Source organism: Streptosporangium sp. NPDC051022 (assembly GCF_040683035.1).
Classification (GTDB): Bacteria; Actinomycetota; Actinomycetes; order Streptosporangiales; family Streptosporangiaceae; genus Streptosporangium.
Genome location: NZ_JBFBCF010000054.1, coordinates 1 through 25016, shown reverse-complemented (window position 1 = coordinate 25016; position 25016 = coordinate 1). Strand labels below are relative to the sequence as shown.

Genomic DNA, 25016 nt, shown 5'->3' with positions numbered 1-25016 from the left:
AGCGGAATCGCGCGGCCGTCAGTCGCTGGTCTCCCGACCAGCATTGCGAGCGAGTGTATAGGAGATGATCAAAGCAAATAAATGATGAATTTCGGGGTTAAAGTAACCCAAAGTTGCCCCTTAGCTACACACCTAAATGTCCGCAGCACAACTCGGATATGGCGTACGCGAGGGAAACTCATGTTTCTGGATTACGGGCGCACTCAACGGTTTCAGCGGGCAGCACCTTTTATCTCCGACCGGCCCTTCCTGGAGCGATCCAAGTGATCCCATCAGCGATGATCCCCGGACGGCCGGCGTCGCCACGGCCGTTTCGGTCAGCACCTTTCCAGAAACTTTTATCGCATTAATTGGAACGCTCCCCCCATGGTCAAGCGGTCCGCGACATGGCACACTGATCGCGCGCCGGGCCCGTCACAGGTGAACGGACGGTGACGTCCGCGTGCGGGCCGACCGGCGCGTTCTCCGCCCGTCCCGCTCGTCCCATCCCACGTCACGGTCCGGTCGGCGCGTTCTCCGTCCGCCCCGCTCGTCCCGCCTCACGTCACGGTCCGGCCGGATCCGCGGGCCGGGACGGCCGGTCACGGATGTCCCGCCGCCCGGCGGACGCCCACGCCCCTCGAAGGAACCCGCCTGTGGACGACAGTTCCCCCCTGCCCTCCGGGGAGCCCCCCGGGGTCGCCGTCTTCGACCTGGACGACACCCTGGTGCGGGGCGAGTGCGGCGAGTGGTTCCTGCGCTGGCTCATGAGACGGCAGCCGTGGCGTCTGGCGCTCCTCCTGCCGGCGCTGCCGGTGATCGCCTCGCTGCGGGCGCTGCCCAGCACCAGGACGCGCAAGGCCGCGCTGTCGGGTCTGTGCTGGTTCGCCACCGTCGGCCGGGACGACGAGGAGCTCGACCGGCTGGCCCGCGCCTTCGCGGCCGGGCACGCGGGGCCGGGGTCGGCGAACCCGATGCGCGCGGGACTGGCCCGGCTGCGCGAGCACCTGGCCCGGGGCGACCGGGTGGTGATCGCCAGCGGTTCCGGGCTGCGGATCGTCCGGGCGGTCTGCGTGGAGCTCGGGCTCCACGACGTGGAGATCGTCGCCACGCGCGAGAGACGGATGCTCGGCGGGCTCGTCGTGGACGAGCGCTGCCTCGGCGGCGGCAAGGTGCTCATGCTGCGGGCGGCCGGAACGGCGACACCCTTCGGCTACGCCTACTCCGACAGCGCGAGCGACCTGCCCCTGCTGCTCGCCGCCCGGCGCCGCTTCGCGATCAGCCCGTCCGCCTCCCACCTGAGACGCATCCTGGCCGGGACGGACGGCGACTGCACGGTCCTGCCGTGGCGGACGGAGCCCTCCGGTCCGGCCTCCCATCCGGCCGCCGCTCCCACTCCGACCTCCTGTCCGGCCTCCTGTCCGGCCTCCGGTCCGGCCGCCGCTCCCACTCCGGCGGCCGGACCCGCCGCTCAGCCGCCGTCCTCCAGATCCCCCTCGGACTTGAGGTAGACCTCCTGGAGCTCCCGCAGGATGTCGGGGTCGGGGTGCTCCCACATGCCGCGCCCGGCCGCCTCCAGCAGCCGTTCGGCGATGCCGTGCAGCGCCCACGGGTTGGACTCGGCCAGGAAGGCCTGGTTCTCCTCATCCAGCACGTAGGTCGCGGCCAGTTTGTCGTACATCCAGTCGGCGACCACCCCGGTGGTCGCGTCGTAGCCGAACAGGTAGTCGACGGTCGCGGCGAGCTCGAAGGCGCCCTTGTAGCCGTGCCTGCGCATGGCGGCCAGCCAGCGCGGGTTGACCACCCGGGCGCGGAAGATCCTGGAGGTCTCCTCGGAGAGCGTCCGGGTGCGGACCGCGTCGGGGCGGGTGCTGTCGCCAATGTAGGCGGCGGGCGCCTTCCCGGTGAGCGCGCGGACGGTGGCGATCATGCCGCCGTGGTACTGGAAGTAGTCGTCGGAGTCGGCGATGTCGTGCTCGCGGGTGTCGACGTTCTTGGCCGCGACCGCGATCCTCCGGTAGGCCGTCTCCATGTCCCGCCTGGCCGGGACACCGTCGACGCCCCTGCCGTAGGCGAAACCGCCCCACACCGCGTACACCTCGGCGAGGTCGGCGTCGTCGCGCCAGTTGCGGCTGTCGATCAGCGGCAGCAGCCCGGCGCCGTAGGCACCCGGCCGTGAGCCGAAGATCCGCATCGTGGCCCTGCGCTCGTCGCCGTGCTCGCGGGTGTCGGCCAGCACGTGCGCCCTGACGTAGTTGCGCTCCTCGGGTTCCTCCAGCGCGGCGGCCAGCCGTACGGCGTCGTCCAGCATGGCCACCACGTGCGGGAACGCGTCCCTGAAGAATCCGCTGATCCGGACCGTGACGTCCACCCTGGGGCGGCCGAGCTCCTCCGCCGGGATCGGCTCGAGGCCGGTGACCCGCCGCGACGCCTCGTCCCACACCGGACGCACGCCCAGCAGCGCCAGCACCTCGGCCACGTCGTCGCCGGCCGTGCGCATGGCGCTGGTCCCCCACACCGACAGGCCGACCGAGCGCGGCCAGTCGCCGGTCTCGGCGCGGTAGCGCTCCAGGAGGGAGTCGGCCATCGCCTGCCCGGTCTCCCAGGCCAGCCTGCTCGGCACGGCCTTGGGGTCGACCGAGTAGAAGTTGCGGCCCGTGGGCAGCACGTTGACCAGCCCGCGCAGCGGCGACCCGCTCGGCCCGGCCGGGACGTACCCGCCGTCGAGGGCGTGCAGGATCGCGCCGATCTCGTCAGTGGTGCGCGCCAGCCGGGGCACGACCTCCTCGGCCGCGAACCTCAGGATGCGTTCGACCTGCCCGGAACCGGCCCCGCCATCCGGAGCGTCCGGGGTATCCGGAGTATCCGGGGTGTCCGGGGCAGACCCCGTCCTGGCGGTTCCCGGCACGGTCGCGGCCACCTCGGCGGCGGCCTCCGGGTCCCAGCCCCGCTCCTCCATGGCCTCGACCAGCGATCTGGCCAGCGTCTCGGCCTCGTCGGTGCCCAGGCGGCCCGCCGTACCGTCCTCGCGGAGCCCCAGGGCCTCGCGGAGCCCGGGCAGCGCCTGGCCACCGGCCCACATCTGACGGGCGCGGAGGATGGCGAGCACCAGGTCGACGCGCGCCGCGCCCTCGGGCGCCGCGCCCAGCACGTGGAGGCCGTCACGGATCTGGACGTCCTTGACCTCGCACAGCCAGCCGTCGACGTGCAGCAGGAAGTCGTCGAACTCGGCGTCGTGCGGACGGTCCTCGATGCCGAGGTCGTGGTCGAGCCGGGCGGCCTGGATCAGGGTCCAGATCTGCGCGCGGATCGCGGGCAGCTTCGCCGGGTCCATCGCGGCGATGGAGGCGTGCTCGTCGAGGAGCTGCTCCAGCCTGGTCATGTCCCCGTAGGTGTCGGCGCGGGCCATCGGCGGGACGAGGTGGTCGACCAGCGTCGCGTGGGCGCGGCGCTTGGCCTGGGTGCCCTCGCCGGGGTCGTTGACCAGGAACGGGTAGATCAGCGGCAGGTCTCCCAGCGCGGCGTCCGGGCCGCAGGAGGCCGACAGGCCCGCCGACTTGCCGGGCAGCCATTCCAGGTTGCCGTGCTTGCCCACGTGCACCACGGCGTGCGCGCCGAAACCGTCGGCCAGCCAGCGGTAGGCCGCCAGGTAGTGGTGGCTGGGCGGCAGGCCGGGGTCGTGGTAGATCGCGATGGGGTTCTCGCCGAACCCCCGGGGCGGCTGCACCATGACCACGACGTTGCCCGCGCGCAGCGCGGCCAGCACGATCTCGCCGTCCGGATCCCGGGAGGTGTCGACGAACAGCTCGCCCGGCGCGGATCCCCAGTGCTCCTCCACGTCGGAGCGCAGGTCCTCGGGCAGCGTGGCGTACCACCGGGCGTACCGCGCCGCCGCGATGCGAACGGGGTTGCCGGCGAGTTGCTCCTCGGTGAGCCAGTCGGGGTCCTGCCCGCCCGCGGCGATCAGGGCGTGGATCAGCGCGTCGCCGTCCTGCTCGGTCACGCCTGGCAGCTCGCCCTCGGCGCCGATGTCGTAGCCCCGCTCGCGCATCGCGGCCAGCAGCCGCACCAGGCTCGCCGGGGTGTCGAGGCCGACCGCGTTGCCGATCCGGGAGTGCTTGGTGGGGTAGGCCGACAGCATCAGCACGATCCGCCGCTCGGCGGGCGGGACGTGCCGGAGCGTGGCGTGCCGTACGGCGATGCCCGCCACCCGCGCGGCGCGCTCGGGGTCGGCGACGTAGACGGTCAGGCCGTCCCCGTCGATCTCCTTGAAGGAGAACGGCACCGTGATGATCCGCCCGTCGAACTCGGGGATCGCGACCTGGGTCGCCGCGTCGAGCGGGGACAGGCCGTCGTCGTTCTCCTCCCAGGCGGCCCGGCCGCCGGTCAGGCACAGGCCCTGCAGGATCGGCACGTCCAGCTCGGCGAGCGCGCCGACGTCCCAGGCCTCGTCGTCGCCACCGGCCGAGGCGGTGGCCGGGCGGGTGCCGCCCGCGGCGAGCACGGTCACCACCAGGGCGTCGACCGTGCGCAGGGTCTCCAGCAGGCCGGGCTCGGCGCTGCGCAGGGAGGCGCAGTAGACGGGCAGCGCGCGGGCGCCCGCGTCCTCGACGGCCGAGCAGAGGGTCTCGACGAAGGCGGTGTTGCCCGCGACGTGGTGGGCTCGGTAGTAGAGCACCCCGACGACGGGGCCGTCCTGGCGGCGCGCCTCGCGCTCCAGCACGCCCCAGGCGGGGGTCGGGGCGGGCGCGGCGAACCCGTGCCCGGTCAGCAGCAGGGTGTCCGACAGGAACCGGGCGAGCTCGGCGAGGTTGGCCGGGCCGCCGTGGGCGAGGTAGGCGTGCGCCTCGGCGCAGACCCCGCCGGGCACGGTCGACAGCTCCATCAGCTCGGCGTCGGGCGCCTGCTCGCCGCCGAGCACGACGACGGGCAGGGGTCCGGCGAGCAGGGCGTCCAGGCCCTCCTCCCAGGCGCGGCGCCCGCCGAGCAGCCGGACCACGACCAGGTCGGCGCCCTCGACCAGGGGCGGCAGGTCCTGCGCGGTGAGCCTGGCGGGGTTGCCGAGGCGGTAGTCCGCGCCGCTCGCGCGGGCGCTGAGCAGGTCGGTGTCGGAGGTGGAGAGCAGAAGGATCACGCGTCGCCCTCCGCGGTGGGCGGGACGGCGCGGCACGGGGACACGCCGGGCGAGGCGGCGCGGCCCGGCCGTACGGCGGGCGAAGTGACACGGCCCGGCCGTACGGCGGGCGGGGCGGCGGGGTTCTGCGGTGTCACGGGCCGGCAGGGGAACGGCGAACAGCGCACGGGGGCTTCCTCCCTCGGGGTCCTCGCCCCGGGTCGTCGTCGGCTACGACGGCTGGAGTCTCCTGGCTCCCGGATCGACGCTCCCCCCAGCCTTCCCGTCCGTCGGTCGGACAGTGGCCTGGATGGGGTTCGCTCCCCGGTTACAGTGGCGGGACCGCGCCGGATTCACACCGGCTTCCTCCCTTTGCCGTCGCCAACGATGAGACTACGGCAGCGAGGTTCCTCGCAAGAAACTGGAGCTAACATCCTCAGCGTGTTCATTGGCGACTTCTCCGGGCGATCGCGGCCTGACGCGTGCCCGGGTGCCCTCCAGGTGCACGCCGCCGCCGACGGCGGCCTGGCGCGGATCAGGGTGCCCGGGGGACGGCTGACGTCCTCCCAGCTCCGGGAGCTCGCCGACGCCGCCTCGGCCTGCGGGAGCGGCGTCATCGAACTGACCTCCCGCGCGAACGTCCAGGTGCGCGGGCTCGGCGCGGACGGCGGTCACGCGAACGGTGACTCCACGGGCGGTGACCTCACGGACACCGATTTCGCGGACGGTGGCTTCGCGGCCCGCATGGCGGCCGCGGGGCTGCTGCCCTCGGCCACCCACGAGCGGGTCCGCAACATCCTCGCCTCCCCTCTGACCGGGTGCGACGGCCGGGGGATGCTCGACGTGAGCCCGCTGGTCTCCGACCTGGACCGGCGGCTCTGCGGCACGCCCGCGCTCGCCGGTCTGCCGGGGCGTTTCCTGTTCGCGTTCGACGACGGCCGGGGCGACGTGGCCTGGCTCGACCCCGACGCCGGAATCCTGCCGACCGGCCCCGGCGAGGCCGCCCTGATCCTCGCGGGCACCGACAGCGGCCTGCGCGTGCCGATCGGCTCGGCGGTGACCGCCCTGCTCGCCGCCGCCGAGGCGTTCCTGGCCGAGCCCGAGGTCCGGCGGGCGCGCGCCTGGCGGATCGGCGAGCTGCCCGGCTGCGCCGAACGGATCGCCGTCCGAGTCGCCGTCCGGGTCGGCTCCGCCGTGGGGGCCGGGCGGACGAGCCCGCTCCTGCCTCGCGCGCAGGCGCCCACCGGGTGGGAACCGGTGGGAATCCTCGGAGAGCCGGAAGGTCCGGCGGTGCTCGGGGTCGCGGTGCCGCTGGGACGGCTGACCTCCGCCCAGGCGGGGCTGCTGGCGGACCTGGCCTCCCCCGCCGGGGTACGGCTGACGCCGTGGCGCGGCGTGGTCCTGCCCGGCCTGACCCCCGCCGAGGCCGCCGGGGCCGCCGCCCTGGCCGGAAAGGTGGGTCTGGTCGTCGACCCCGGCTCTCCGTGGACGGGTGTGACGGCCTGCACGGGCCGCCCCGGCTGCGCCAAGTCGCTGGCCGACGTGCGGGCGGACGCGACCAGGGCCATGTCCGCCACCATGTCCACCGACATGTCCACCGACACGACCGCCGCCATGTCCACCGACACGACCGTCGATGTGACCATTGATGTGACCATTGATGTGGCCGCCGGTGTGGCCGCCCCCGCGGTCACGGCCCCGGATGCGGCGGGCTCGCCGCGCACCGGTACGCTCCCCGTGCACTGGGCGGGCTGCGAACGGCGCTGCGGTCGTCCCAGGGGGCGGGTCGCCGACGTGGTCGCCACCGCCGCCGGTTACCGGATCGATCTGGACGGCAGAAGCCTGAACTGCGCGGACATCGAAGAGACCACGGCCGTGGTGACGGCCCTGAGAGGGGAAACGTGATCGACTACGTCCGTGACGGCGCGGAGATCTACCGGCGTTCCTTCGCCACCATCCGCGCCGAGAGCGACCTGGACGGCCTGCCCCCGGACGTCGCCCAGGTGGCGGTCCGTATGATCCACGCCTGCGGGATGGTCGACCTGGTCGGCGACCTCGGCTGGTCGCCCGGCGTGGTGGCCTCCGCCCGCGCCGCCCTGCGCGCGGGCGCGCCGGTGCTGTGCGACGCGATGATGGTCGCCTCCGGGGTGACCCGCCGCCGCCTGCCCGCGGACAACGAGGTGATCTGCACGCTGGGCGACCCCGGGGTGCCGGAGCTGGCCGAACGGCTCGGCACCACCCGCAGCGCCGCCGCGCTCGAACTGTGGCGCGACCGCCTCGAAGGGGCGGTGGTCGCGATCGGCAACGCCCCGACCGCGCTGTTCCGGCTGCTGGAGATGGTCGATGAGGGTGCCGGGCGACCGGCGGCCGTGCTCGGCGTCCCGGTCGGTTTCATCGGAGCCGCCGAGTCCAAGCAGGCCCTCGCCGAACACCCGGCGGGCCTGGAGTACCTGGTCGTGCACGGGCGCCGGGGCGGAAGTGCGATGACCGCCGCCGCGGTCAACGCGATCGCGAGTGAGGACGAGTGAGCGACATGCAGGCCGGACGGCTCTGGGGAGTGGGGCTGGGACCCGGTGATCCGGAGCTGGTGACCGTCAAGGCCGCCCGGCTCATCGGGGAGGCGGACGTGATCGCCTTCCACAGTGCCCGTCACGGCAGGAGCATCGCCCGCTCGGTGGCCGCGCCGTACCTGCGTGACGGCCAGATCGAGGAAGCCCTGATCTACCCGCTCACCGTCGAGACCACCGACCACCCCGGCGGCTACCAGGGCGCCATCGACGACTTCTACGCCGACTGCGCGCTTCGGCTGGCCGCCCACCTGGACGCGGGCCGCGACGTGGTGGTGCTGTGCGAGGGCGATCCGCTCTTCTACGGCTCCTACATGCACATGCACAAGCGTCTCGCCCACCACTACGTCACCGAGGTCGTTCCCGGCGTGACCTCGGTGAGCGGCGCCGCGGCCGTCCTCGGCAGGCCGCTGGTCGAGCGGGACGAGATCCTGACCGTGCTGCCGGGGACGCTCCCGGCGGAGGTCATCGCCGAACGGCTCGCCACCACGGACTCCGCGGCGATCCTCAAGCTCGGCCGGACGTTCACCAAGGTGCGGGACGCGCTGGCCGAGGCGGGCCGCCTCGACGAGGCCTGGTACGTGGAACGCGCGACCACCGGCGCCCAGCGCCTGGCCCCGCTCGCCGAGGTGGATCCCGGCAGCGTGCCGTACTTCTCGCTGGCGCTGATCCCGAGCCCAGTCAACGCGGCCTCGCCCGGCCCGGCGGCACGGGAGACGCCCGCCGCGGCGGTGCCCGAGGTGACGGGCGAGGTGACGGGCGGGGCGGTGGACGGGACGGCGGGCGGCGGTCCCGGCGAGGTGGTCGTGGTCGGGCTCGGTCCCGCGGGGCGGCCGTGGCTGACCCCGGAGGCGCAGGAGGCGCTGGCCGCCGCGGACGAGCTCGTCGGCTACGGCCCCTACCTGGACCGGGTCCCGCCGAACCCGCGTCAGCGCCGCCATCCGACGGACAACCGGGTCGAGGCCGAGCGGGCGGCGCACGCCCTGGAACTGGCCGCGGGCGGGTCACGGGTCGCCGTGGTCTCCTCCGGTGATCCCGGGGTGTTCGCCATGGCCAGCGCGGTCCTGGAGGTCGCCTGCGAACCGCGGTTCGCCGACGTCCCGGTGCGGGTGCTGCCCGGACTGACCGCGGCGCACGCGGTGGCGAGCCGGGCGGGGGCGCCGCTCGGCCACGACTACTGCGTGCTGTCGCTGTCGGACCTGCTCAAGCCGTGGGAGGTCGTCGCAGGGCGGATCAGCGCGGCCGCCCGGGCCGACCTGGTGCTGGCGATCTACAACCCGGCCTCCAGGAGCCGCACCTGGCAGGTCGCCGCGGCCAGGGACCTGCTGCTGGAGCACCGCGCGCCGCAGACGCCCGTGGTCGTCGGCCGGAACGTGGGCGGTACCGGGGAGAGCATGACCGTCACCACCCTCGGCGAGCTCGACCCGGCCGCGGTGGACATGCGCTGCCTGCTGCTCGTGGGGTCCTCGACCACCCGGATCGCCGAGCGGGGCGACGGCGGCCGGGTGGTGTTCACCCCGCGCCGCTACCCCGCGTGACCGCCGTCCCGCCCGTCCCCCCGGCCGCGATCACCCGGCCGGGGACGGTGTCGTTCCGCGTGCCCGCCGCCCCGGACACCCCGGCTGCTCAGGCCGCGCCGGCCGCGCCGCGGCCCGGGGCCGCGTCAGCCCGCGCGGCCCGGCACGCTCTCCAGCCAGGCGAGCGCCGCCTCGACCGTCTCGACCGCGGGGACGCCTGCGGGCGTGGCCGGGCGCCGCACGACGACGACGGGAAGCCCGAGCTCACGGGCCGCGAACAGCTTGGCGGTGGTCATCCGGCCGCCGCTGTCCTTGGTGACCACCACGTCGATCCGGTGGTCCCGCATGAGGGCCAGCTCCCCCTCCACGGTGAACGGCCCCCGGCTGAGCAGCACCTCCGCGTGGCGCGGGAGGGGCGGCTCCGGCGGGTCGACCGAGCGGGCCAGGAACCACAGTCCGTCGAGACCCGCGAAGACCGGCAGGCTCCGGCGGCCGGTGGTCAGGAAGACCCGCTCCCCCAGTCCGGGCAGCAGCCCGGCCGCCGCCTCCAGCGACGGCGTCCAGCGCCAGTCGTCGCCCGGCCCCTCCTGCCAGCCCGGGCGCCGCAGGATCAGCAGCGGCACCCCGGCCCGCCCGGTCGCCTCGGCCGCGGAGGCGGTCATCCGGGCGGCGAACGGGTGCGTGGCGTCCACGACGACGTCGACGCGGTGCTCCCGGATCCACGCCTCCAGCCCGGCGGGGCCGCCGAAGCCGCCCTCGCGCACCTCGCCGACCGGCAGTCTGGGATCGCGGACCCGTCCCGCCAGGGAGGACACCACGTGCGTCCCGGCGCGCCCGGCGAGCCCGGCCGCCAGCCGCCTGGCCTCGTCCGTACCGCCCAGCACCAGGATGTTCAGCACACCTTCGCCTTTCTCTCGGTTCTTCGCCCGGGGCGGTCCGCTCCGCCATACCGGACGGTGCCGGGACCATGAGCACACCCCTGCGCCACGGATGGACCACCGGCGCGTGCGCGACGGCGGCCACGACCGCCGCCTACACCGCGCTGCTGACCGGCGCCTTCCCCGACCCGGTGGAGATCCTCCTGCCCCGGGGGCAGCGCCCGGCGTTCGCGCTGGCGAGGGAGCGGCTGACCGGTGGCGGCGCCATGGCCGCGGTGGTCAAGGACGCCGGCGACGATCCCGACGTGACGCACGGCGCGCTGATCTCCTCGACGGTACGGCACGGCGCCCCCGGCACCGGAGTGGTGTTCACCGCGGGTCCCGGGGTCGGCACCGTCACCAAGCCGGGGCTGCCGCTCCCGGTGGGGGAACCGGCCGTCAATCCCGTCCCCCGGCGGATGATGCGCGAGCACGTCGCCGAGGTCGCCGCCCGGTACGGCGGGACCGGGGACGTGGTCGTGGAGATCTCCGTCGAGCACGGCGAGGAGCTGGCACGCAAGACCTGGAACCCCCGCCTGGGGATCCTGGGCGGCATCTCGATCCTCGGCACCACGGGCATCGTGGTGCCCTACTCGTGCTCCGCCTGGATCGACAGCATCCGGCGGGGCGTCGACGTGGCCAGGGCGGCGGGCCGCGAGCACGTCGCCGGATGCACGGGAAGCACCTCCGAGCGGGTCGCGGCGGAGCTGTACGGGCTGCCGGAGGACGCGCTGCTCGACATGGGCGACTTCGCGGGAGCCGTCCTGAAGTATCTGCGCAGGCATCCCGTCCCGAGGCTGACCGTCGCCGGGGGGATCGGCAAGCTCTCCAAGCTCGCCGACGGCCACCTGGACCTTCACTCGGGCCGCTCGCAGGTCAACCCGGAACTGCTGGCCGGGATGGTCCGCTCGGCGGGCGGGGACGAGAGGCTGGCCGGGCGGGTGCTGGAGGCCAACACCGCGCTGCACGCGCTGCGGCTGTGCCAGGAGGCGGGGCTTCCGCTGGGCGACCTGGTCGCCGAGCGTGCCCGGGAGACGGCCACCGGCGTGCTGCGCGGGGCTCCCGTGACGGTCGACGTGGTGGTCATCGACCGCGCGGGGGTGATCGTCGGCCGCGCGGGCTGACCCCGGCCGGTGCCGTACGGCCGTCCGGTGAGGAGGCGTGACCGCCACCCGCGCGCCGACCCCGGCCCCGGCCCCGGCCCGCTCCCGGAACGGGACGGTCCGGTGTGCGGCGTGACGGAACGGGAGGCTCCGGCGCCGGGCGCGACGGGCTCAGTCACGGCAGCGGGCGGCCGAGTACAGGTGGCTGTCGGGGAACTCGGAGGCGGTCAGCACCCTGCCGACCACGATCACCGCGGTGCGGACGACGCCCGCGGCGCGGACCAGGGCGGCGATGTCGGCGAGCGTGCCGCGCAGGATCACCTCGTCGTCCCGGCTGGCCCTGGCGACCACGGCCACCGGGCAGTCGGCGCCGTAGTTGGGGATCAGCTCCTCCACGACCGCCTCGACCCGCTGCACGGCCAGGTGGAGGACCATCGTGGCCCGGCCGCTGCCGAGCGTGCCGAGGTCCTCACCCTCGGGCATGGGGGTGGCGCGCGCCGAGGTCCGGGTCAGCACGATCGTCTGGCCGACCCCGGGCACGGTGAGCTCCCGCTTCAGCGACGCGGCCGCCGCGGCGAAGGCGGGCACCCCGGGAACCACCTCGTACGGCACGCCCGCGGCGTCCAGGCGCCGCATCTGCTCGGCCATCGCGCTGAACACCGAGGGGTCGCCGGAGTGCAGCCTGGCCACGTCGTGGCCCGCCTCGTGGGCGGCGAGCATCTCCGCCACGATCTCCTCCAGCGTCATCCTGGCCGTGTCGACCAGGCGCGCCCCCGGCGGGCAGCACTCCAGCAGCTCGGCCGGGACCAGCGAACCGGCGTACAGGCACACCGGCGACGACGCGATCACCCGCTGCCCCCGCACGGTGATCAGGTCGGCGGCGCCCGGTCCCGCCCCGACGAACCGCACCGTCATCGTTCCTCCTCCACCGGCTTGACCGCCGTCCAGATCGTCACCGGCATCATGGACCGCCAGCCGGTGAACCCGCCGACCGGGGCCGCCCTGCCGACCGCCAGCCTGACCAGGTCTCCGCCGAGCCTGCCGTACCAGGAGGCCAGCACGGCCTCCGACTCGACGGTCACCGCGTTGGCCACCAGCCTGCCGCCGGGCCGCAGCGCCCGCCAGCAGTCCTCGACCACCCCGGGGACGGTCACCCCGCCGCCGACGAAGACGGCGTCGGGGGTCTCGAGCCCGGCGAGCGCCCCGGGCGCGGCACCGGTCACCACGTTCAGGCCGGGCACGCCCAGCGCGGCGGCGTTGCGGGAGACCCGCTCCGCCCGCGCGGTGTCCCTTTCGATGGCGATCGCCCGGTTGGCCCGGTGGCCGCGCATCCACTCGATCGCGACGCTGCCCGCCCCCGCGCCGACGTCCCACAGCAGTTCGCCGGGGACGGGCGCGAGGCGCGACAGGGTCACCGCCCGTACCTCGCGCTTGGTCAGCTGGCCGTCGTGCTCGAACACCTCGTCGGGCAGGCCGGGCAGGCAGGGCACGGGCACGGCCGCGGCGTCCGCGCGGCATTCGACGGCCACGACGTTGAGGTCGCGGGCGGCGGGCAGGGACCAGCCGCCCGCCGTACCGGAGATCAGGCGCTCCTCGGCGCCGCCGAGGTGTTCCAGGACCGTCATGGGGCTTTCGCCGTAGCCCCGCGCGGTCAGCAGCGCGGCGACCCCGGCGGGGGTACGGCCGTCCTCGCTGAGGACCAGCAGCCTGCGGCCCGGGTGGACCACGGTGTGCAGCGTCTCGACGGGGCGTGCCACGAGACTGACCACCTCGGCCCGGTCGGCGGCCCAGCCGAGCCTGGCGCAGGCCAGCGAGACCGACGAGGGGGACGGCAGCACCCGGACCCGCCCGGCGCCCAGCAGCCGGACCAGCGTCGTGCCGACGCCGTGGAACATGGGGTCGCCGCTGGCCAGCACGCACACCCTGCGCCCCCGGTGGGAGTCGAGCAGGGCGGGTAGCGCGGGCAGCAGGGGCGAGGGCCAGGCGACGCGCTCGGCGCCCCGTTCCGGCACCAGCGCGAGCTGCCTGGCGCTCCCCATCAGGACCTCGGCGGCCTCCAGCTCGCGCCGTGCCGCCGGGGACAGACCGGCCCAGCCGTCGGCGCCGATGCCGACGACCGTGACCGGATCAGACATTGCCGAGCACCCGGGTCACACGGATCTCGATCACGACGCGGGCCGGGTTCTCCCTGGGCTGCCGGTAGCGCTCGGTGTAGCGGCGCACGGCCTCGGCGACCGACTCGGGGTCGCGGCGGATGACCGCGCGCCCCTCCAGCGTCGACCAGCGGCCGCCGTCCACCTGGCAGACCGCGACCGTCGCGCCCTCGTCTCCGGCGGCCAGCACGTGGCGGACCTTGTGCGAGCCCCCCGAGGTGATCACCCGGGCGATCCCGGCCTCCGCGTCCAGCGTCACCCCGACCGGGATGACGTGCGGGGTGCCGTCCGCCCGCAAGGTGGTCAGCGTGCACAGGTGGTACTCCCGCCAGAAGGCCTGGAACCCGTCACCGCGATCCTTCAACACCGGCCGCCCCTCCCGTCGCTGCGTCTACGGGGCGACATGCTAGCCGCAGGGCCGGCCGGGCGGAGGATCGGCTCCGCCTGGCCCGCCCCGGTCAGTCCGCGACGGATGCCCCGTCGCGTTCCCGCTCGTAGGCCGCCAGGACCTGCTCGCGCCGCTCGGCCGGGAGCCGGTCGATGTACAGCGTGCCGTTCAGGTGGTCGGTCTCGTGCTGCAGGCAGCGGGCGAGCAGCCCGGTGCCCTCGACCGTGACCGGCGCGCCGGTGACATCGAACCCGTGCACCACGGCGCGGTCCGGCCTGGCCAGGGACGCGCGCTGCCCGGGCACCGACAGGCAGCCCTCGTCGTACTCGTCCAGGTGCTGCTCGTCCGGCGCGGGCAGCACCAGGGCCGGGTTGACCACGACGCCCTTGCGGTACTCCTCGGTCTCGTCGGGGCAGTCGTAGACGAACACCCTCAGGCCCACCCCGATCTGGTTGGCCGCCAGCCCGACGCCCTCGGCGGCGTACATGCTCGCGAACATGTCGGCCACCAGCGCGGCCAGCTCCTCGTCGAAGCGGGTCACGTCCTCACACGGGCGGTGCAGCACCGGCTCTCCGACGCACGTGATCGGCCTGGCCGTGCCCTCACCGTTCGTTTCCATCCGTAACGCCTCCAGGTCGCCGGGTGTGTCGCAGCAGACTACCCGGACGGGCGGGATCCACGGGGCGGACGGTCAGCGGCCTCCGCTGTAGATGACCTGCTCAGGCTTGATCCTGACGGTGATGCGCTGCTCGCCCGGCTGACGGTAGGGGTAGGTGTCGACCCCGAGGTACTTCTTCGCCAGGCCGTCGATGACCGCGTCCGCGCCCTCCGGCTCCAGTTCGGCGGTGCCCGAGACGCTCACCAGGTGGAAGGCATCATTGGGGTCGAGCACGCTCACCGAGACCTGCGGGTTGGCGCGCAGGTGGCGCTCCTTGACGCGGCCGACGGCCGTGTTGAAGAGGACGTCGTCTCCGTCGACGGCCACCCAGACGACGGTGCTGTGCAGCGAACCGTCAGGCCGCACGGTGGTCACCCAGCCGTGAATCGGCTGGTTGAGCAGTTCCTTGGCGTCGTCGTTCAGCTTTCCCACGGGGACCTCCACGATTTCACGTTGTACCTACGGACCAATCGAACACCACACGTAACTGATCGATTCCATCACCCCCACACCGATTCCGTCCCCCGCCGCTCCCCCGTGTACCAGCCCCGCGGCGTTTCGGAGGAGCGGGCGCGCACCCTGCCCACCCACCCGGCCCCCTCATCCAGAGGGAGCCGCCTACTGGGAGATTCCCCGATGGCGGGCGAGGCGGGGAAGTCTGCGAACCATCTCCGTGTGATCGCCGAAGTCCCATTCCTCACCGCCGAGCCTGAGCTCGATGAGCGGGAACCTCGGGTGGACCCCTCGGGCGCGAACGGCATCGCCCGGCGACCCCGTGTCCAGGCCGGTGACCCTCCGGTACGGGCCGAGCGTCACATGGCCCAGGAGCTCGAAATTCGGTTCCTCCTCCTCGGACCATGACGGAGACTCGCCGTTGGCGATCCTCGCGCGGAGGATCTCGAGCAGGCGCAGGAGCTGAGGCAGCTCGATCGCCTCGTCCGCGCACTCCGCCACCCGCTCGAACGGTTCGCGCCCCAGGCTCACCAGCCAGCTCACGAAGTACTCGAAACCGTTCAACGATCCCCAGCCGACGGTGCAGCAGTACACCGCGTACATGTCCCAGGTGCACAGCCGGCCGGTGACCGAGCACCACCACATCTTGAAGTCGACGATCTCCTCGGCCGGAAGCCGGGAGAGCTCGTTCTCCAGCCAGGCCAGCCGTTCCCGTCTGGTGCCGCTCTCCCTGTCGGACCGCTCGACCAGCTCCCAGAAGGCGTCCACATCCACGAAAGATGATCATGGTATCCGTGACCCTCCGCGTACAGCCCCGCGAAGCCTTCACACGACAGCTGCGGATCAGGACGCCGATCGAAACCCGGCCACGATCGCCGTAGAACACCGGCGGCACCGGGGCATGTCCCCTGGACGCTCAGGTCCGGCTACCACGCTCCCGGACAAGCCGTGCGCCCGATGATCCGGTCCGTACGCAGGTCGGCCGACCGTTACCGCCGACCGGCTAGCACTGCCACAGAAAAACGTCCACGGACCATGAGCACACAGTCCCGGCCTTTGATCCGCGGCCAGTTCAAGGTCATCCAAGGGATTTCCACGAAAGCATGGTGCGAGAGTTGCCTCCCTCCCTCATAGCCCGACGGGGACCCCTCCTACGCCTGCTCTTACCCCAGGGTCATGTTTACCTACAACCCCGCGCACACCGCGCATGGACGTGCTTACGTGACGATCATCCACGGCTCTTCAAGGAAGGTGCGATCCGTATGCCCAGAAAGCGCAAGTATGTGATCAACAAGGGGTTAGACGGGGAGCGGACCGTGTGGGCGGACACGGTCAATGAGGACGGGGGCCGCTATACCTTCAAGGAAGACGGCGAACTCATCTTGATGATTCATGCCGATCCGGTGAAGTCAATAGACCAGATCTAGAGTTCTCAGTCCCAGGTTCACGAAAGCCCCGCTCTCTCCTCGTGCGGGGCTTTTCTGCGCCTGAAGACGGTCCCCATCAGCATTCAGCTCTTATGGCCCCCGTTGTTTCCGCTACTGCTCCGCATGCTCATCGGTAAGCATCATGCCAAACCACCGGACGGCGATCTCGAACAGGCGATATGAGGGGAGAATCATCTGGAACGGCGGTGCCGTAGTTCCTCAAGCCATCGGCGTACCTGTTCGTCATCGTGCAGGAAGGGCCCATCCGGTCCGTGAGCCAGATCGATCCCATGCAGGAGGCACAACGCCCACCAGGCCACGTCACCCCAGACAAGCGAATCGTCGAGAACCCAGCGGGCCGCCCAACGGTCTGCCTCATCCCGGCTGATCCGTCCGTCGAGGATCGTGGCAAAGCGCTGCTCGATCTCGTCCAGTCCTGGCTGTTCGCCGTCGCTCACAAACCAACTGTATTTCCTACGGGGCGAACGTCGCTTTGCGCGGTGTCAGTACTGCTCTCCCGTCTTGTTTTCTCCGGGCCAGGTGCGCATCGAGAAGTCGCGTGTTTCGACGGCGAGGTGATCCGAGACCTCAGCGAAGCACAGACCGCAACGCCATGGAAACCCTCAAGGAGGTAGCCACATGGTGCTGGGCATGGTGAACAGCTGGGTCGTAAGGGGTACCGTCGCGGAAGTTCGAACACTTCATTACGGGTTAGGAGGACTGCGGCAAGATGATCCTTTCGCTTTGGGGACGACACCTTACCGACGCACTGACGAATCAGTTGCTCTCGTGGGGCGAGCTTCTGCTGCCGGTGTTCCTGGCCGGTCTCCTGCTGCGCGCCTCGCCGCGGACCGTGAGCCTGGGAATCGCGGCGATCTGCGCTGTTCTCGCCTTCCGGCTGTTCGCGATCTCTCTTCCGCCCGACACCCACCCCCTCACCGGCGCCGTCCTACCCGTCGAAGAACTCTGGCCGTCGGTCCTCTGTTACGTCGTGGCCGTCGTCGCGCTGCTCCTGACGGCCCGGTCGCCCCTGCCTCCGGCGCGGAAGGGAGCCGCGCTCTGGGCGACGGCCGTCGTGGCGAGCCGGACGCGGCACCGTATCGCATTGGGGCTCGGTGCGCTCCTCGTCATCGCGACCGTTCTCCCGGGGCGGACACCGTCGGCCGAACCCGGAGAACCTCACCCGTCGTAGAGACGAACCGGGGGAACGCCGGCGTCCCCTCCCCACGAGTGGGATCACGTCCGTCCAGGGTCGTCGAGCGATTGTTTCGAGCAGAGGCCCACACCGGCGTTCCCGAGCTCATCGGCCGGCCAGGTGGAGATCGCCTCCAAAGCTCCAGGCGACCACGCTTCCCGTGTCGAAGACGAACTCCGCCCCCATGCGCTGAGTGAGATATCGGCTGTCGAATCGCTCGATCACCCGCACCAGCCGTTCGCCGATGTGCCGTACGAACGGAACTTCGTCAGGGGCCGGGATGACGTCGACACGAATACCGAACTCCGGCATCGTGTAGCTCTCCCCAGGCTCGTCCGATGTGATCCGCAGCGTCCAGTCAGCCGCGACACGGACCAGGACGGTCACCGGCTCCAGATGGAGCCAGACCTCGAACACTTCGGAGACGCCGGACTCGTCCGTGGACCGGGCCGCGGTGACCGCGACCAGGCGTTGGCGCTCCAAACGGGAAAGATCCACCGTCCCCCGAACCGGTTCGAGCCGACTTTCGCCGACCATAGACGATCGCAGACCGGATGTGCTCGGTGATTTATGGCGATATGGGAGAGAGTGTGTAGTTGATGGGCTGAGGGATGGTAGTGCTGACCCCCCTGTCGAGAGCGGTGCCGCCGTGACTGTCTTCCGGTGCCCGGGACGGCAGAGTTGGAGATGTCAGAAGCGACGACCTGGAAGGCGGATCCCATGAGCGCGAACCTGCGGGCGGTCACCACCGGCTCCACCACCGACTCCACCGCCGACGCCCGGCTCGACGGGCTCACCCCGGCCGAGCGGCAGGTGTTCGTGCTGCGGGAGGCCTTCTCCTACGGCTACCGCGAGATCGCCGAGACCATGGGCCTGACCGAGACCGCCTGCCGCCAGCTTCACCGCCGCGCCCAGCAGCGCACCGCGGCGCGGCGCAGGAACGAGGAGCCCGGCGCCGGCCTCGGCCACGACCTCGGCGACCTCCTCCCGGCCGCCGCCTAGAACCGTCCCGCGAAACCACTCACGAACCCGTCCCGCGAAACCACCCACGCGACCACTCACGAAACCACTCACAGAACCGCCTGCGCGACCACTCACGGAACCGCTCACGAAGCCGTCCCGCGAGAGAGACCAGCCACGGAGCCGTCCCCCAGGAGCGGACGGCGGAGGCCACGACCGGCCCGGTGGGTGAAAAGGCGAGATCGAGCCGTTCCCCGCTCTCCCGCCCCCTCTCGTCCCCACCCCACCCTCACCTCGCGCGCCTCGTTGCGGCAGGTCACAGGCCCGATGAACAATGTCCGGGTGAGCACACGTGTGCGCTCCGCGATCAGAGTCGAGGGCATCGTGCAGGGGGTCGGATTCCGCCCCTTCGTGTACGGCCTGGCGACGAGACTCGGCCTCGGCGGCCTGGTCGGCAACGACGAGCGCGGCGTGTTCATCGAGATCGAGGGAGCGCCGTCCCGGGTCGAGGAGTTCACGGCCGCACTCAGCGGAAACCCGCCGCCGCTGGCGGTGATCGAGCGCATCAGCACCCGCGTGCTTCCCCCGACGGGCGAGACCGGCTTCGTCATCGCGCGGAGCTCGGCGGGCGGGGAGAAACGCGCGCTCGTCTCACCGGACGTGGCCACCTGCGAGGACTGCCTGCGCGAGATGGACGACCCGGCGGACCGACGGTACGGCTACGCGTTCACCAACTGCACGAACTGCGGCCCCCGGTTCACGATCGTCGAGGACGTGCCCTACGACAGGCCGAACACCACGATGGCGGCCTTCGCCATGTGCGAGGACTGCGCGCGGGAGTACCACGATCCGCGGGACCGGCGTTTTCACGCCCAGCCGGTGTGCTGCCCGGCCTGCGGTCCCCGGCTGCGGCTGCTCGGCCACGCGGGCGAGGAGATCGGCGACGATCCGCTGGAAGGGGCCGTGGAGCTGCTGCGCGACGGGAAGGTGCTGGCCGTCAAGGGACTCGGCGGATACCACCTGGCCGTGCTCGCCGCCTGCGAGCCGGCGGTGGCCACGCTGCGTTCCCGCAAGCACCGGGAGGACAAGCCCTTCGCGGTCATGGTCTCCGGCCTGGCCGAGGCACGGCGGCTGTGCGAGGTCGGCGAGGCCGAGGAGCGGCTGCTCACCGCCCGTTCCCACCCGATCGTGCTACTGCGGCGGCGTCCGGAGGCCGCCGTCGCGCCCTCGGTGGCGCCGGGGAGCCGCTGGCTCGGCCTGATGCTCCCCTACACCCCGTTGCATCATCTGCTGCTGCGCCGGTCGGCCACCCCGGTGGTACTGACCAGCGGGAACGTCTCCGACGAGCCGATCGCCCACCTCGACGGCGAGGCCCTCGCCCGGCTGGGCGGCATCGCCGACGCCTTCCTCACCCACGAGCGGCCGATCCGTACCCGCACGGACGACTCGGTCGTGCGGGTCTTCCGCGGCGGCGAGCTGCCGCTCCGGCGCTCGCGCGGTCACGTCCCGCATCCGCTGCCGCTCGCGTGGGACTTCCCCCGGCCCGTGCTGGCCTGCGGCGCCGAGCTGAAGCACACCTTCTGCGTCGCGAAGGGCGGCCACGCCTTCGTGTCCCACCACATCGGCGACCTGGAGAACTACGAGACGTTCCGGTCCTTCACCGAGGGCGTCGGCCACTTCCTGCGGCTGTTCGACGTCGCTCCCGAGGTGGTCGCCCACGATCTGCACCCGGAGTACCTGTCGACCAAGTACGCGCTGGCCGGGGAGGGGGTCGATCTGGTCGCGGTGCAGCACCACCACGCGCACATCGCCTCCTGCCTGGCCGACAACGGGGTGGCGGGACCGGTGATCGGCGTGGCCTTCGACGGGCTCGGCTACGGCCGGGACGCGACGCTGTGGGGCGGCGAGTTCCTGGTGGCTGACCTGGCCGGTTTCGAGCGGGCGGGCCATCTGGCCACGGTGCCGCTGCCGGGAGGGGCTGCGGCGATCAGGCAGCCGTGGCGGATGGCCGCCGCCTACCTCGACGCGGCCTACGACGGCGCCGTACCCGGTGACCTGGAGGTCGTCCGGCGCAACGCGGCGAGCTGGGAGGGCGTCGTCGCGCTCGGCCGCCGCGGGGTGAACGCCCCCCTCACCTCGAGCATGGGCCGGTTGTTCGACGCGGTCGCGACGATCGCCGGCCACCGCGACGTGGTCGGCTACGAGGGGCAGGCCGCGGTCGAGTGGGAGCAGCTCGCCGACCCGCGGGAGACGGGCACGTACGGCTTCCGCGTGACGGGCGAGGCCCCCTTCTCCGTACACGGCGCCGACCTGGTCAGGGCGGTCGCCGACGACGTACGGGCGGGCACGGAGCCCGGGGTGGTCTCCGCCCGGTTCCACAACGCGGTCGCCCACGTCGTCGCCGACGGCTGCGTCCGCGTGCGGGAGACGAGCGGCCTGTCGGCGGTGGCGTTGTCGGGGGGCGTGTTCCAGAACGTCCTGCTGCTCGAACGGGCCGTCACCCTGCTGACGGAGCGCGGTTTCCAGGTGCTGCTGCACCGGCGGGTGCCGCCGAACGACGGCGGGATCAGTCTCGGCCAGGCCGCCGTGGCCGGCGCCAGGGACAGGCTGCGCTGACCCCCGCGCCCTCGTCACGTCGAGAGGGCGCGCGGGGAAGCGCGGAGGGCACGCGGGAGCACGGAGAGGGCACGGAGAGGGCACGCGGGGAGACGGGGAGGGCTCGGGCCGCGTGACGGACCCGCCGGTTCAGCAGATCCGGGGCAGCGGGTCTCCGACCAGCATGTCGACGATGCGGGTGCCGCCGAAGCCGGTCTTCAACAGCACCAGGCCCGGCGGATCGTCCTTGACGTGGCCGACGAGCGCGGCGCCCTCGCCGAGGGGGTGCGCGCGCAGGGCCGCCAGCGCCGTGTCCGCCGCGGCGCCGTCCACGACGGCGACCAGGCGCCCCTCGCAGGCGACGTAGAGCGGGTCGATGCCGAGCAACTCGCACGCGCCCCGTACGGCGGGCCGTACCGGGATCGCGTCCTCCTCGACGACCACGGCGACGCCGGAGGCGTGCGCGACCTCGTTCAGGATGGTCGCGACCCCGCCCCGGGTGGCGTCGCGCATGCAGCGCACCGCGTCCGGGGAGACCTCGTCGCAGGCGTCGAGGAGCGCGGCGACCAGCCCGTTCAGCGGCGCGGTGTCCGAGACGAGGTCGGCCTCGATGTCCAGCTCGCCCCGGGCGAGCATGATCGTGACGCCGTGCTCGCCGATCGGCCCCGACACGATGACGGCGTCGCCCGGCCTGGCTCCCGACGCGCCGAGGGCGACCGGCCGCTCCAGCAGCCCGACCCCCGCGGTGCTGACGTAGCAGCCGTCGGCCTTGCCCCGCTGCACCACCTTGGTGTCGCCGGTGACGATCAGCACGCCCGCCGCGTTCGCGGCCGCGGTCATCGAGGCGGTGACGCGCCGCAGGTCGTCGACGGGGAACCCCTCCTCCAGGATGAAGCCCGCCGAGAGGTACAGCGGGCGCGAGCCGCACACCGCCAGGTCGTTGACGGTCCCGTTGACCGCGAGGTCCCCGATGTCGCCTCCGGGGAAGAAGAGCGGGGAGACCACGTAGGAGTCGGTGGTGAAGGCGAGCCTCTGGGAGCCGGCCTCGAGCACGGCGCCGTCCTCCATCGGCTCCAGCAGCGGGTTGCGGAAGTCCTCAAGGAAGATCGCCTCGATCAGGGACCGTGTGGCCTTGCCCCCCGCGCCGTGGGCCATGGTGATGTGCTCCTCCTTCACCCTGGCCTTGCGGCGGCGGGCCCGGTCGATCCGTTCGAGGACCTGCTCCTCCCGGCTCGGCCGCTCCGCCTCGGCGGCGTGTTCGCGGACCGCGGCCTCCGCCCAGCCCGCTGTCCTCTCGACGTCGGTCACCGTGTCGCCTCCCTCATCCCTCACTCGCTCGCGCGAGAACCGGCCGAAGTCGTGGCAGGCCGCGCGGGCCCCTTCCGAGGAGACCACGCGGGTGCCGATCGGGGTCTCAGGCGTGCAGGCCGTGCCGAACACGTTGCACTCCCATGGCTTGAGCACGCCCTTGGGCACTCACCTGTCCGCCGTCGTGTTCACCACACGTCCGGCCGGTCCGTGTCGTCGCCGAGCGGCTCGACCTCGTCGGGTGAGAAGTACAGGAAGCGGCCCTGTTCGCGCTGGAGGTCCGCCCCGGGGTCGTCGGCCAGCGTGACGGCCAGGTGGTGGACGCCGTCCACGTCGAGCAGCACGGCCTCGACCGTGGCGATCCGTCCGGCCAGGAACATGTCGTGGGCGTCGGCGCGGCGCCCGTACGAGGAGGGTCCGCTCGGTGCCCCCGGAAGGGTGGCTCGGCCGCCGGGCAGCAGCCGGACCCTGCTGCCTCTGGCGACGGTCACCCCGGCGACGACGACGCCGTCCGATTCCGGGGACACCGAGGTATCCGCGCCCGGATCCCACCAGGGCAGGTCCTGTAGCGGCTCCGAGTCCGCCGGATGCCGGGCCTGGCTGTCCGGGCGCGTGCCGCGGAGGGCGCCGTGCGGCCGCTCGAACAGTTCGGGCGGCAGGCCGGCGGCCCTGTCGACGATCTCGGCGGCACGCGGGCCGGTCGCTCCGGCCTCCTGTTCCTCCTCCTCGGTCAGGGTGAGCATCCTGAGGCTGAGCAGTTCGTCGATCTCGGTGGCGTCGAAGAGGTCTCCCGGGCTCTCCGGCGCGACCATGGGGTGGTCGTACAGGATGATCGGCGCCGACAGCATCACGTCGCGCCGGTACTCCTCGCCGATGAGCACCGGCCAGGTGTGCAGGTTGCGGCACGAGCGCGCCTCGGCCCACGCCCACTCGGGGGGATCGAGCAGGGACAGGAACGCCCCGTCCACGGTCGCGATCAGGGTGTGCGTGGCGATCAGCGAGTGGCGCAGCGCGTCGTCGCGCGACGCGCCCGGCCCGGGGTGCCAGCCGCCGGTGTTCTCGACCCGCACCCGCAGTTTCACCAGACCGTACGGCCCGGCGAGCCGTACGGCCCGCACCCGCATCACCGCGTCGAGCGGCCGGTGTTCGCGGACGACACGGCCCACCGGCTCCCCGTCGGGGTCCACCAGCGGTTCGACGGTACGGCTCGCGGGGGCCCCGACGTCGAGGACCTGTTCGGTCTCGAGCAGGGCGGGCAGCGGGAGCAGGGCGTCGTGCTGCGTCTCGACGGCCTCGTCGTAGGTCAGGTGGGTCCGGCCGCCGGCCTCCAGGGCGGGGACCGGGCGGTATCCTTCGCCTTCGGCGCGTTCGACGGATCTGGACAGGATCCGCAGGAACCGCAGCCGGATGTGCAGGGGCGCGTAGCCCGCGTCCTCGAGCAGGCATTCGGTCTGGCAGGCCGAGGGGTCGGCGGTGGCCGTGCACGCGGGCGGGGCCAGCACTCCGAACTGCCATCGCGCCTGGTTCCCGGCGGCGGAGGCACGGTAGGGGTGGAGCAGGTGGCCCTCGTACAGCACGGTGTCGGCCACCTTGCGGGCGATCTCCATCGGGGTGTTCATCGGGACGCCTCCCCGGTCCGGGCCGGCGGCGTCGCCACGGCCTCGTCCCAGGTGGCCAGGGCGCGTCCGGACTTGAAGCGGGGCAGGGCGCGCAGGGTCTCGCGGCGCAGCCGCAGCCACCCGCTCTCCGGGAGGCAGGGGTCCATCGGCTCCCGCCGGACGGGTACCGGCAGGTCGGTCATCGCCGTCTCCCCTCGTCGTCACCGGGTGGGCCGCCGCCCACCGGACGGCTGTGCCCGCGCAGGCCGTCGAAGAAGGCGTCGATGGCGTCCCACGCCTCCTGGCCGCCGCCGAAACCCTTCCAGCGCAGCCGTACCAGGCCGACGAGTTCGTAGCAGGCGTCGATCGGCACCAGGTGGCAGGCGGAGCGGTCGCCGCGGCGGTCGACGAGCAGTGCCTCGACGTCCGGCAGGACGCCGGCGAGACCGGGGTTGGCCGCCATGATCCGGTCCCAGGTCTCCATCGGGAGCTCGGACTCGGTCGCTCCGCCCGGGCTCGGGTAGAAGGCGACGGTCCGGCCGAGGACGGAGTTGCGGAAGAAGAACGCCATGCGCACCGGGATCTGCAGTTCGTCCCAGTCAGCCGCGGAGAGGGCGAAGGAGGGCGCGTACAGGTAGCGGTCCGGCACCGCCAGGAACCTGCCCATCGCCGCGCCCTCGGCGGTGAAGAGCAGGTGGCAGCCGCGGCAGGCGCAGATCAGGGCGCGGGTCTCGACGTTGACCACGTGGCCGTGCCCGGAGCCGATCGGCTCGGCGCACAGCTCGCAGTGCTCCTCGGCGGCCCGGGGCGGGGTGGGCGCGGGTTCGGTGAACCGCCGCAGACCCGTGTTCATCGCACCGTCGCCCTTACGGCTCTCACCAGGGCGCCCGGTAACCGGTCAGCAATTCCCGCCCCCGCCGACGCCATCGGGGCTCCTTGTCCACCGTCTTGAGCGTGATGCCCCGCAACGTACGCACCACCCCGCCATAGGCCGCACTGGCCGCCGAGGAGATCCGCGCCCCCGGCGGCTCGTCCATGAACGGCATGAACTTGTCCGGAAACCCCGGCATCGTGCACGCGATACA

The 25016-nt window shown here is 72.8% G+C and carries 23 protein-coding genes, 1 pseudogene and 1 riboswitch; of the genes and pseudogenes, 9 read left to right on the top strand and 15 right to left on the bottom strand.

Annotated features, from left to right (window positions below; translation table 11 throughout):
* Positions 1-635: 635 nt before the first annotated feature.
* A complete protein-coding gene (locus tag AB0N02_RS45290) occupies positions 636-1490 on the top strand; it encodes a haloacid dehalogenase-like hydrolase (RefSeq protein ID WP_363960983.1) in 855 nt (284 codons plus the stop codon).
* Here the strand turns inward: AB0N02_RS45290 and cobN are convergent.
* A complete protein-coding gene (cobN, locus tag AB0N02_RS45285; RefSeq protein WP_363960981.1) occupies positions 1451-5113 on the bottom strand; it encodes a cobaltochelatase subunit CobN in 3663 nt (1220 codons plus the stop codon). The genes AB0N02_RS45290 and cobN overlap by 40 nt on opposite strands.
* Before the next feature lie 203 nt (positions 5114-5316).
* Positions 5317-5510: riboswitch (cobalamin riboswitch) on the bottom strand.
* A gap of 23 nt (positions 5511-5533) precedes the next feature.
* Between cobN and AB0N02_RS45280 the strand changes: the two genes are divergently transcribed.
* From AB0N02_RS45280 to AB0N02_RS45270, 3 genes are read left to right on the top strand one after another with little or no spacing between them, the layout of a single operon-like run.
* Complete coding sequence (locus AB0N02_RS45280; protein ID WP_363960979.1) at positions 5534-6997, top strand: precorrin-3B synthase; 1464 nt, start codon at positions 5534-5536, stop codon at positions 6995-6997.
* Positions 6994-7620: a precorrin-8X methylmutase gene (locus AB0N02_RS45275; RefSeq protein WP_363960977.1), complete on the top strand. Its 627-nt coding sequence runs from the start codon at positions 6994-6996 to the stop codon at positions 7618-7620. Before AB0N02_RS45280 ends, AB0N02_RS45275 begins: the two co-directional genes overlap by 4 nt.
* A 5-nt stretch (positions 7621-7625) precedes the next feature.
* A complete protein-coding gene (locus AB0N02_RS45270; RefSeq protein ID WP_363961023.1) occupies positions 7626-9197 on the top strand; it encodes a precorrin-2 C(20)-methyltransferase in 1572 nt (523 codons plus the stop codon).
* 125 nt (positions 9198-9322) lie between these two features.
* Here the strand turns inward: AB0N02_RS45270 and AB0N02_RS45265 are convergent, their stop codons facing one another.
* The gene (locus AB0N02_RS45265; RefSeq protein WP_363960975.1) at positions 9323-10075 is read right to left on the bottom strand and encodes a cobalt-precorrin-6A reductase; all 753 of its coding nucleotides are present in this window, start codon (positions 10073-10075) and stop codon (positions 9323-9325) included.
* Positions 10076-10143: 68 nt separating this feature from the next.
* Here AB0N02_RS45265 and AB0N02_RS45260 point away from each other — a divergent pair, with 68 nt between their 5' ends.
* Positions 10144-11217: a cobalt-precorrin-5B (C(1))-methyltransferase gene (locus AB0N02_RS45260; RefSeq protein ID WP_363960973.1), complete on the top strand. Its 1074-nt coding sequence runs from the start codon at positions 10144-10146 to the stop codon at positions 11215-11217.
* Positions 11218-11367: 150 nt separating this feature from the next.
* Here the strand turns inward: AB0N02_RS45260 and cobM are convergent, their stop codons facing one another.
* The 6 genes from cobM to AB0N02_RS45230 all read right to left on the bottom strand — a co-directional run bounded on the left by cobM (position 11368) and on the right by AB0N02_RS45230 (position 15622).
* Positions 11368-12111: a precorrin-4 C(11)-methyltransferase gene (gene cobM, locus AB0N02_RS45255; protein ID WP_363960971.1), complete on the bottom strand. Its 744-nt coding sequence runs from the start codon at positions 12109-12111 to the stop codon at positions 11368-11370.
* Positions 12108-13331 carry a precorrin-6y C5,15-methyltransferase (decarboxylating) subunit CbiE gene (cbiE, locus tag AB0N02_RS45250; protein ID WP_363960969.1) on the bottom strand — a complete coding sequence of 408 codons (1224 nt, stop codon included), beginning with the start codon at positions 13329-13331 and terminating at the stop codon, positions 12108-12110. The genes cobM and cbiE overlap by 4 nt, the downstream gene beginning before the upstream one ends.
* Positions 13324-13716: a TIGR03618 family F420-dependent PPOX class oxidoreductase gene (locus tag AB0N02_RS45245; protein ID WP_363960967.1), complete on the bottom strand. Its 393-nt coding sequence runs from the start codon at positions 13714-13716 to the stop codon at positions 13324-13326. The genes cbiE and AB0N02_RS45245 overlap by 8 nt, the downstream gene beginning before the upstream one ends.
* Positions 13717-13807: 91 nt before the next feature.
* Positions 13808-14356, bottom strand: coding sequence for a peptide deformylase (def, locus tag AB0N02_RS45240; protein ID WP_363960965.1), 549 nt, complete (start codon positions 14354-14356; stop codon positions 13808-13810).
* 72 nt (positions 14357-14428) lie between these two features.
* Positions 14429-14827 (bottom strand): PPOX class F420-dependent oxidoreductase, encoded by a 399-nt coding sequence (locus tag AB0N02_RS45235; RefSeq protein WP_363960963.1) that lies wholly within the window; start codon positions 14825-14827, stop codon positions 14429-14431.
* 186 nt (positions 14828-15013) lie between these two features.
* Positions 15014-15622 carry a DUF4240 domain-containing protein gene (locus AB0N02_RS45230; RefSeq protein WP_363960961.1) on the bottom strand — a complete coding sequence of 203 codons (609 nt, stop codon included), beginning with the start codon at positions 15620-15622 and terminating at the stop codon, positions 15014-15016.
* A gap of 488 nt (positions 15623-16110) precedes the next feature.
* Here AB0N02_RS45230 and AB0N02_RS45225 point away from each other — a divergent pair, with 488 nt between their 5' ends.
* Positions 16111-16275 (top strand): hypothetical protein, encoded by a 165-nt coding sequence (locus AB0N02_RS45225; RefSeq protein WP_363960959.1) that lies wholly within the window; start codon positions 16111-16113, stop codon positions 16273-16275.
* Positions 16276-16466: 191 nt separating this feature from the next.
* Here the strand turns inward: AB0N02_RS45225 and AB0N02_RS45220 are convergent, their stop codons facing one another.
* Entirely contained in the window at positions 16467-16733 is a 267-nt protein-coding gene (locus tag AB0N02_RS45220) for a hypothetical protein (RefSeq protein WP_363960957.1), read from the bottom strand.
* A gap of 272 nt (positions 16734-17005) precedes the next feature.
* Here AB0N02_RS45220 and AB0N02_RS45215 point away from each other — a divergent pair, with 272 nt between their 5' ends.
* Positions 17006-17467 (top strand): hypothetical protein, encoded by a 462-nt coding sequence (locus AB0N02_RS45215; RefSeq protein WP_363960955.1) that lies wholly within the window; start codon positions 17006-17008, stop codon positions 17465-17467.
* Positions 17468-17575: 108 nt separating this feature from the next.
* Here AB0N02_RS45215 and AB0N02_RS45210 read toward each other — a convergent pair whose 3' ends face one another.
* Positions 17576-17953, bottom strand: coding sequence for a hypothetical protein (locus tag AB0N02_RS45210; RefSeq protein WP_363960953.1), 378 nt, complete (start codon positions 17951-17953; stop codon positions 17576-17578).
* Between the two features lie 237 nt (positions 17954-18190).
* On the opposite strand from AB0N02_RS45210, the gene AB0N02_RS45205 reads away from it, so the two are divergent.
* Positions 18191-18472 carry a sigma factor-like helix-turn-helix DNA-binding protein gene (locus AB0N02_RS45205; RefSeq protein WP_363960951.1) on the top strand — a complete coding sequence of 94 codons (282 nt, stop codon included), beginning with the start codon at positions 18191-18193 and terminating at the stop codon, positions 18470-18472.
* 300 nt (positions 18473-18772) lie between these two features.
* On the top strand, positions 18773-21046 hold the full coding sequence (gene hypF / locus AB0N02_RS45200; RefSeq protein WP_363960949.1) for a carbamoyltransferase HypF: 2274 nt from the start codon (positions 18773-18775) through the stop codon (positions 21044-21046).
* A 129-nt stretch (positions 21047-21175) separates the two neighbouring features.
* On the opposite strand, the gene hypE is transcribed toward hypF, so the two are convergent.
* From hypE to AB0N02_RS45175, 5 genes and pseudogenes are all read right to left on the bottom strand, one after another.
* Positions 21176-22489, bottom strand: coding sequence for a hydrogenase expression/formation protein HypE (gene hypE / locus AB0N02_RS45195; protein ID WP_363960947.1), 1314 nt, complete (start codon positions 22487-22489; stop codon positions 21176-21178).
* 32 nt (positions 22490-22521) lie between these two features.
* Positions 22522-23952 carry a hypothetical protein gene (locus AB0N02_RS45190; protein WP_363960945.1) on the bottom strand — a complete coding sequence of 477 codons (1431 nt, stop codon included), beginning with the start codon at positions 23950-23952 and terminating at the stop codon, positions 22522-22524.
* Positions 23949-24134, bottom strand: coding sequence for a DUF6084 family protein (locus AB0N02_RS45185; protein ID WP_363960943.1), 186 nt, complete (start codon positions 24132-24134; stop codon positions 23949-23951). Before AB0N02_RS45185 ends, AB0N02_RS45190 begins: the two co-directional genes overlap by 4 nt.
* Complete coding sequence (locus tag AB0N02_RS45180) at positions 24131-24784, bottom strand: DUF5947 family protein (protein WP_363960941.1); 654 nt, start codon at positions 24782-24784, stop codon at positions 24131-24133. The genes AB0N02_RS45185 and AB0N02_RS45180 overlap by 4 nt, the downstream gene beginning before the upstream one ends.
* A gap of 22 nt (positions 24785-24806) precedes the next feature.
* Positions 24807-25016: pseudogene (locus AB0N02_RS45175) on the bottom strand (hydrogenase expression protein HypE); the annotation flags it as partial.

Excerpts from the sequence above, each read along its gene's own strand:
- AB0N02_RS45225 (WP_363960959.1), top strand. The coding sequence starts at position 16,111 with ATGCCCAGAAAGCGCAAGTATGTGATCAACAAGGGGTTAGACGGGGAG.
- AB0N02_RS45185 (WP_363960943.1), bottom strand. The coding sequence starts at position 24,134 with ATGACCGACCTGCCGGTACCCGTCCGGCGGGAGCCGATGGACCCCTGC.
- AB0N02_RS45205 (WP_363960951.1), top strand. The coding sequence starts at position 18,191 with ATGAGCGCGAACCTGCGGGCGGTCACCACCGGCTCCACCACCGACTCC.
- AB0N02_RS45215 (WP_363960955.1), top strand. The coding sequence starts at position 17,006 with ATGATCCTTTCGCTTTGGGGACGACACCTTACCGACGCACTGACGAAT.
- AB0N02_RS45260 (WP_363960973.1), top strand. The coding sequence starts at position 10,144 with ATGAGCACACCCCTGCGCCACGGATGGACCACCGGCGCGTGCGCGACG.
- cobM (WP_363960971.1), bottom strand. The coding sequence starts at position 12,111 with ATGACGGTGCGGTTCGTCGGGGCGGGACCGGGCGCCGCCGACCTGATC.
- AB0N02_RS45270 (WP_363961023.1), top strand. The coding sequence starts at position 7,626 with ATGCAGGCCGGACGGCTCTGGGGAGTGGGGCTGGGACCCGGTGATCCG.
- AB0N02_RS45180 (WP_363960941.1), bottom strand. The coding sequence starts at position 24,784 with ATGAACACGGGTCTGCGGCGGTTCACCGAACCCGCGCCCACCCCGCCC.
- AB0N02_RS45190 (WP_363960945.1), bottom strand. The coding sequence starts at position 23,952 with ATGAACACCCCGATGGAGATCGCCCGCAAGGTGGCCGACACCGTGCTG.
- def (WP_363960965.1), bottom strand. The coding sequence starts at position 14,356 with ATGGAAACGAACGGTGAGGGCACGGCCAGGCCGATCACGTGCGTCGGA.
- cbiE (WP_363960969.1), bottom strand. The coding sequence starts at position 13,331 with ATGTCTGATCCGGTCACGGTCGTCGGCATCGGCGCCGACGGCTGGGCC.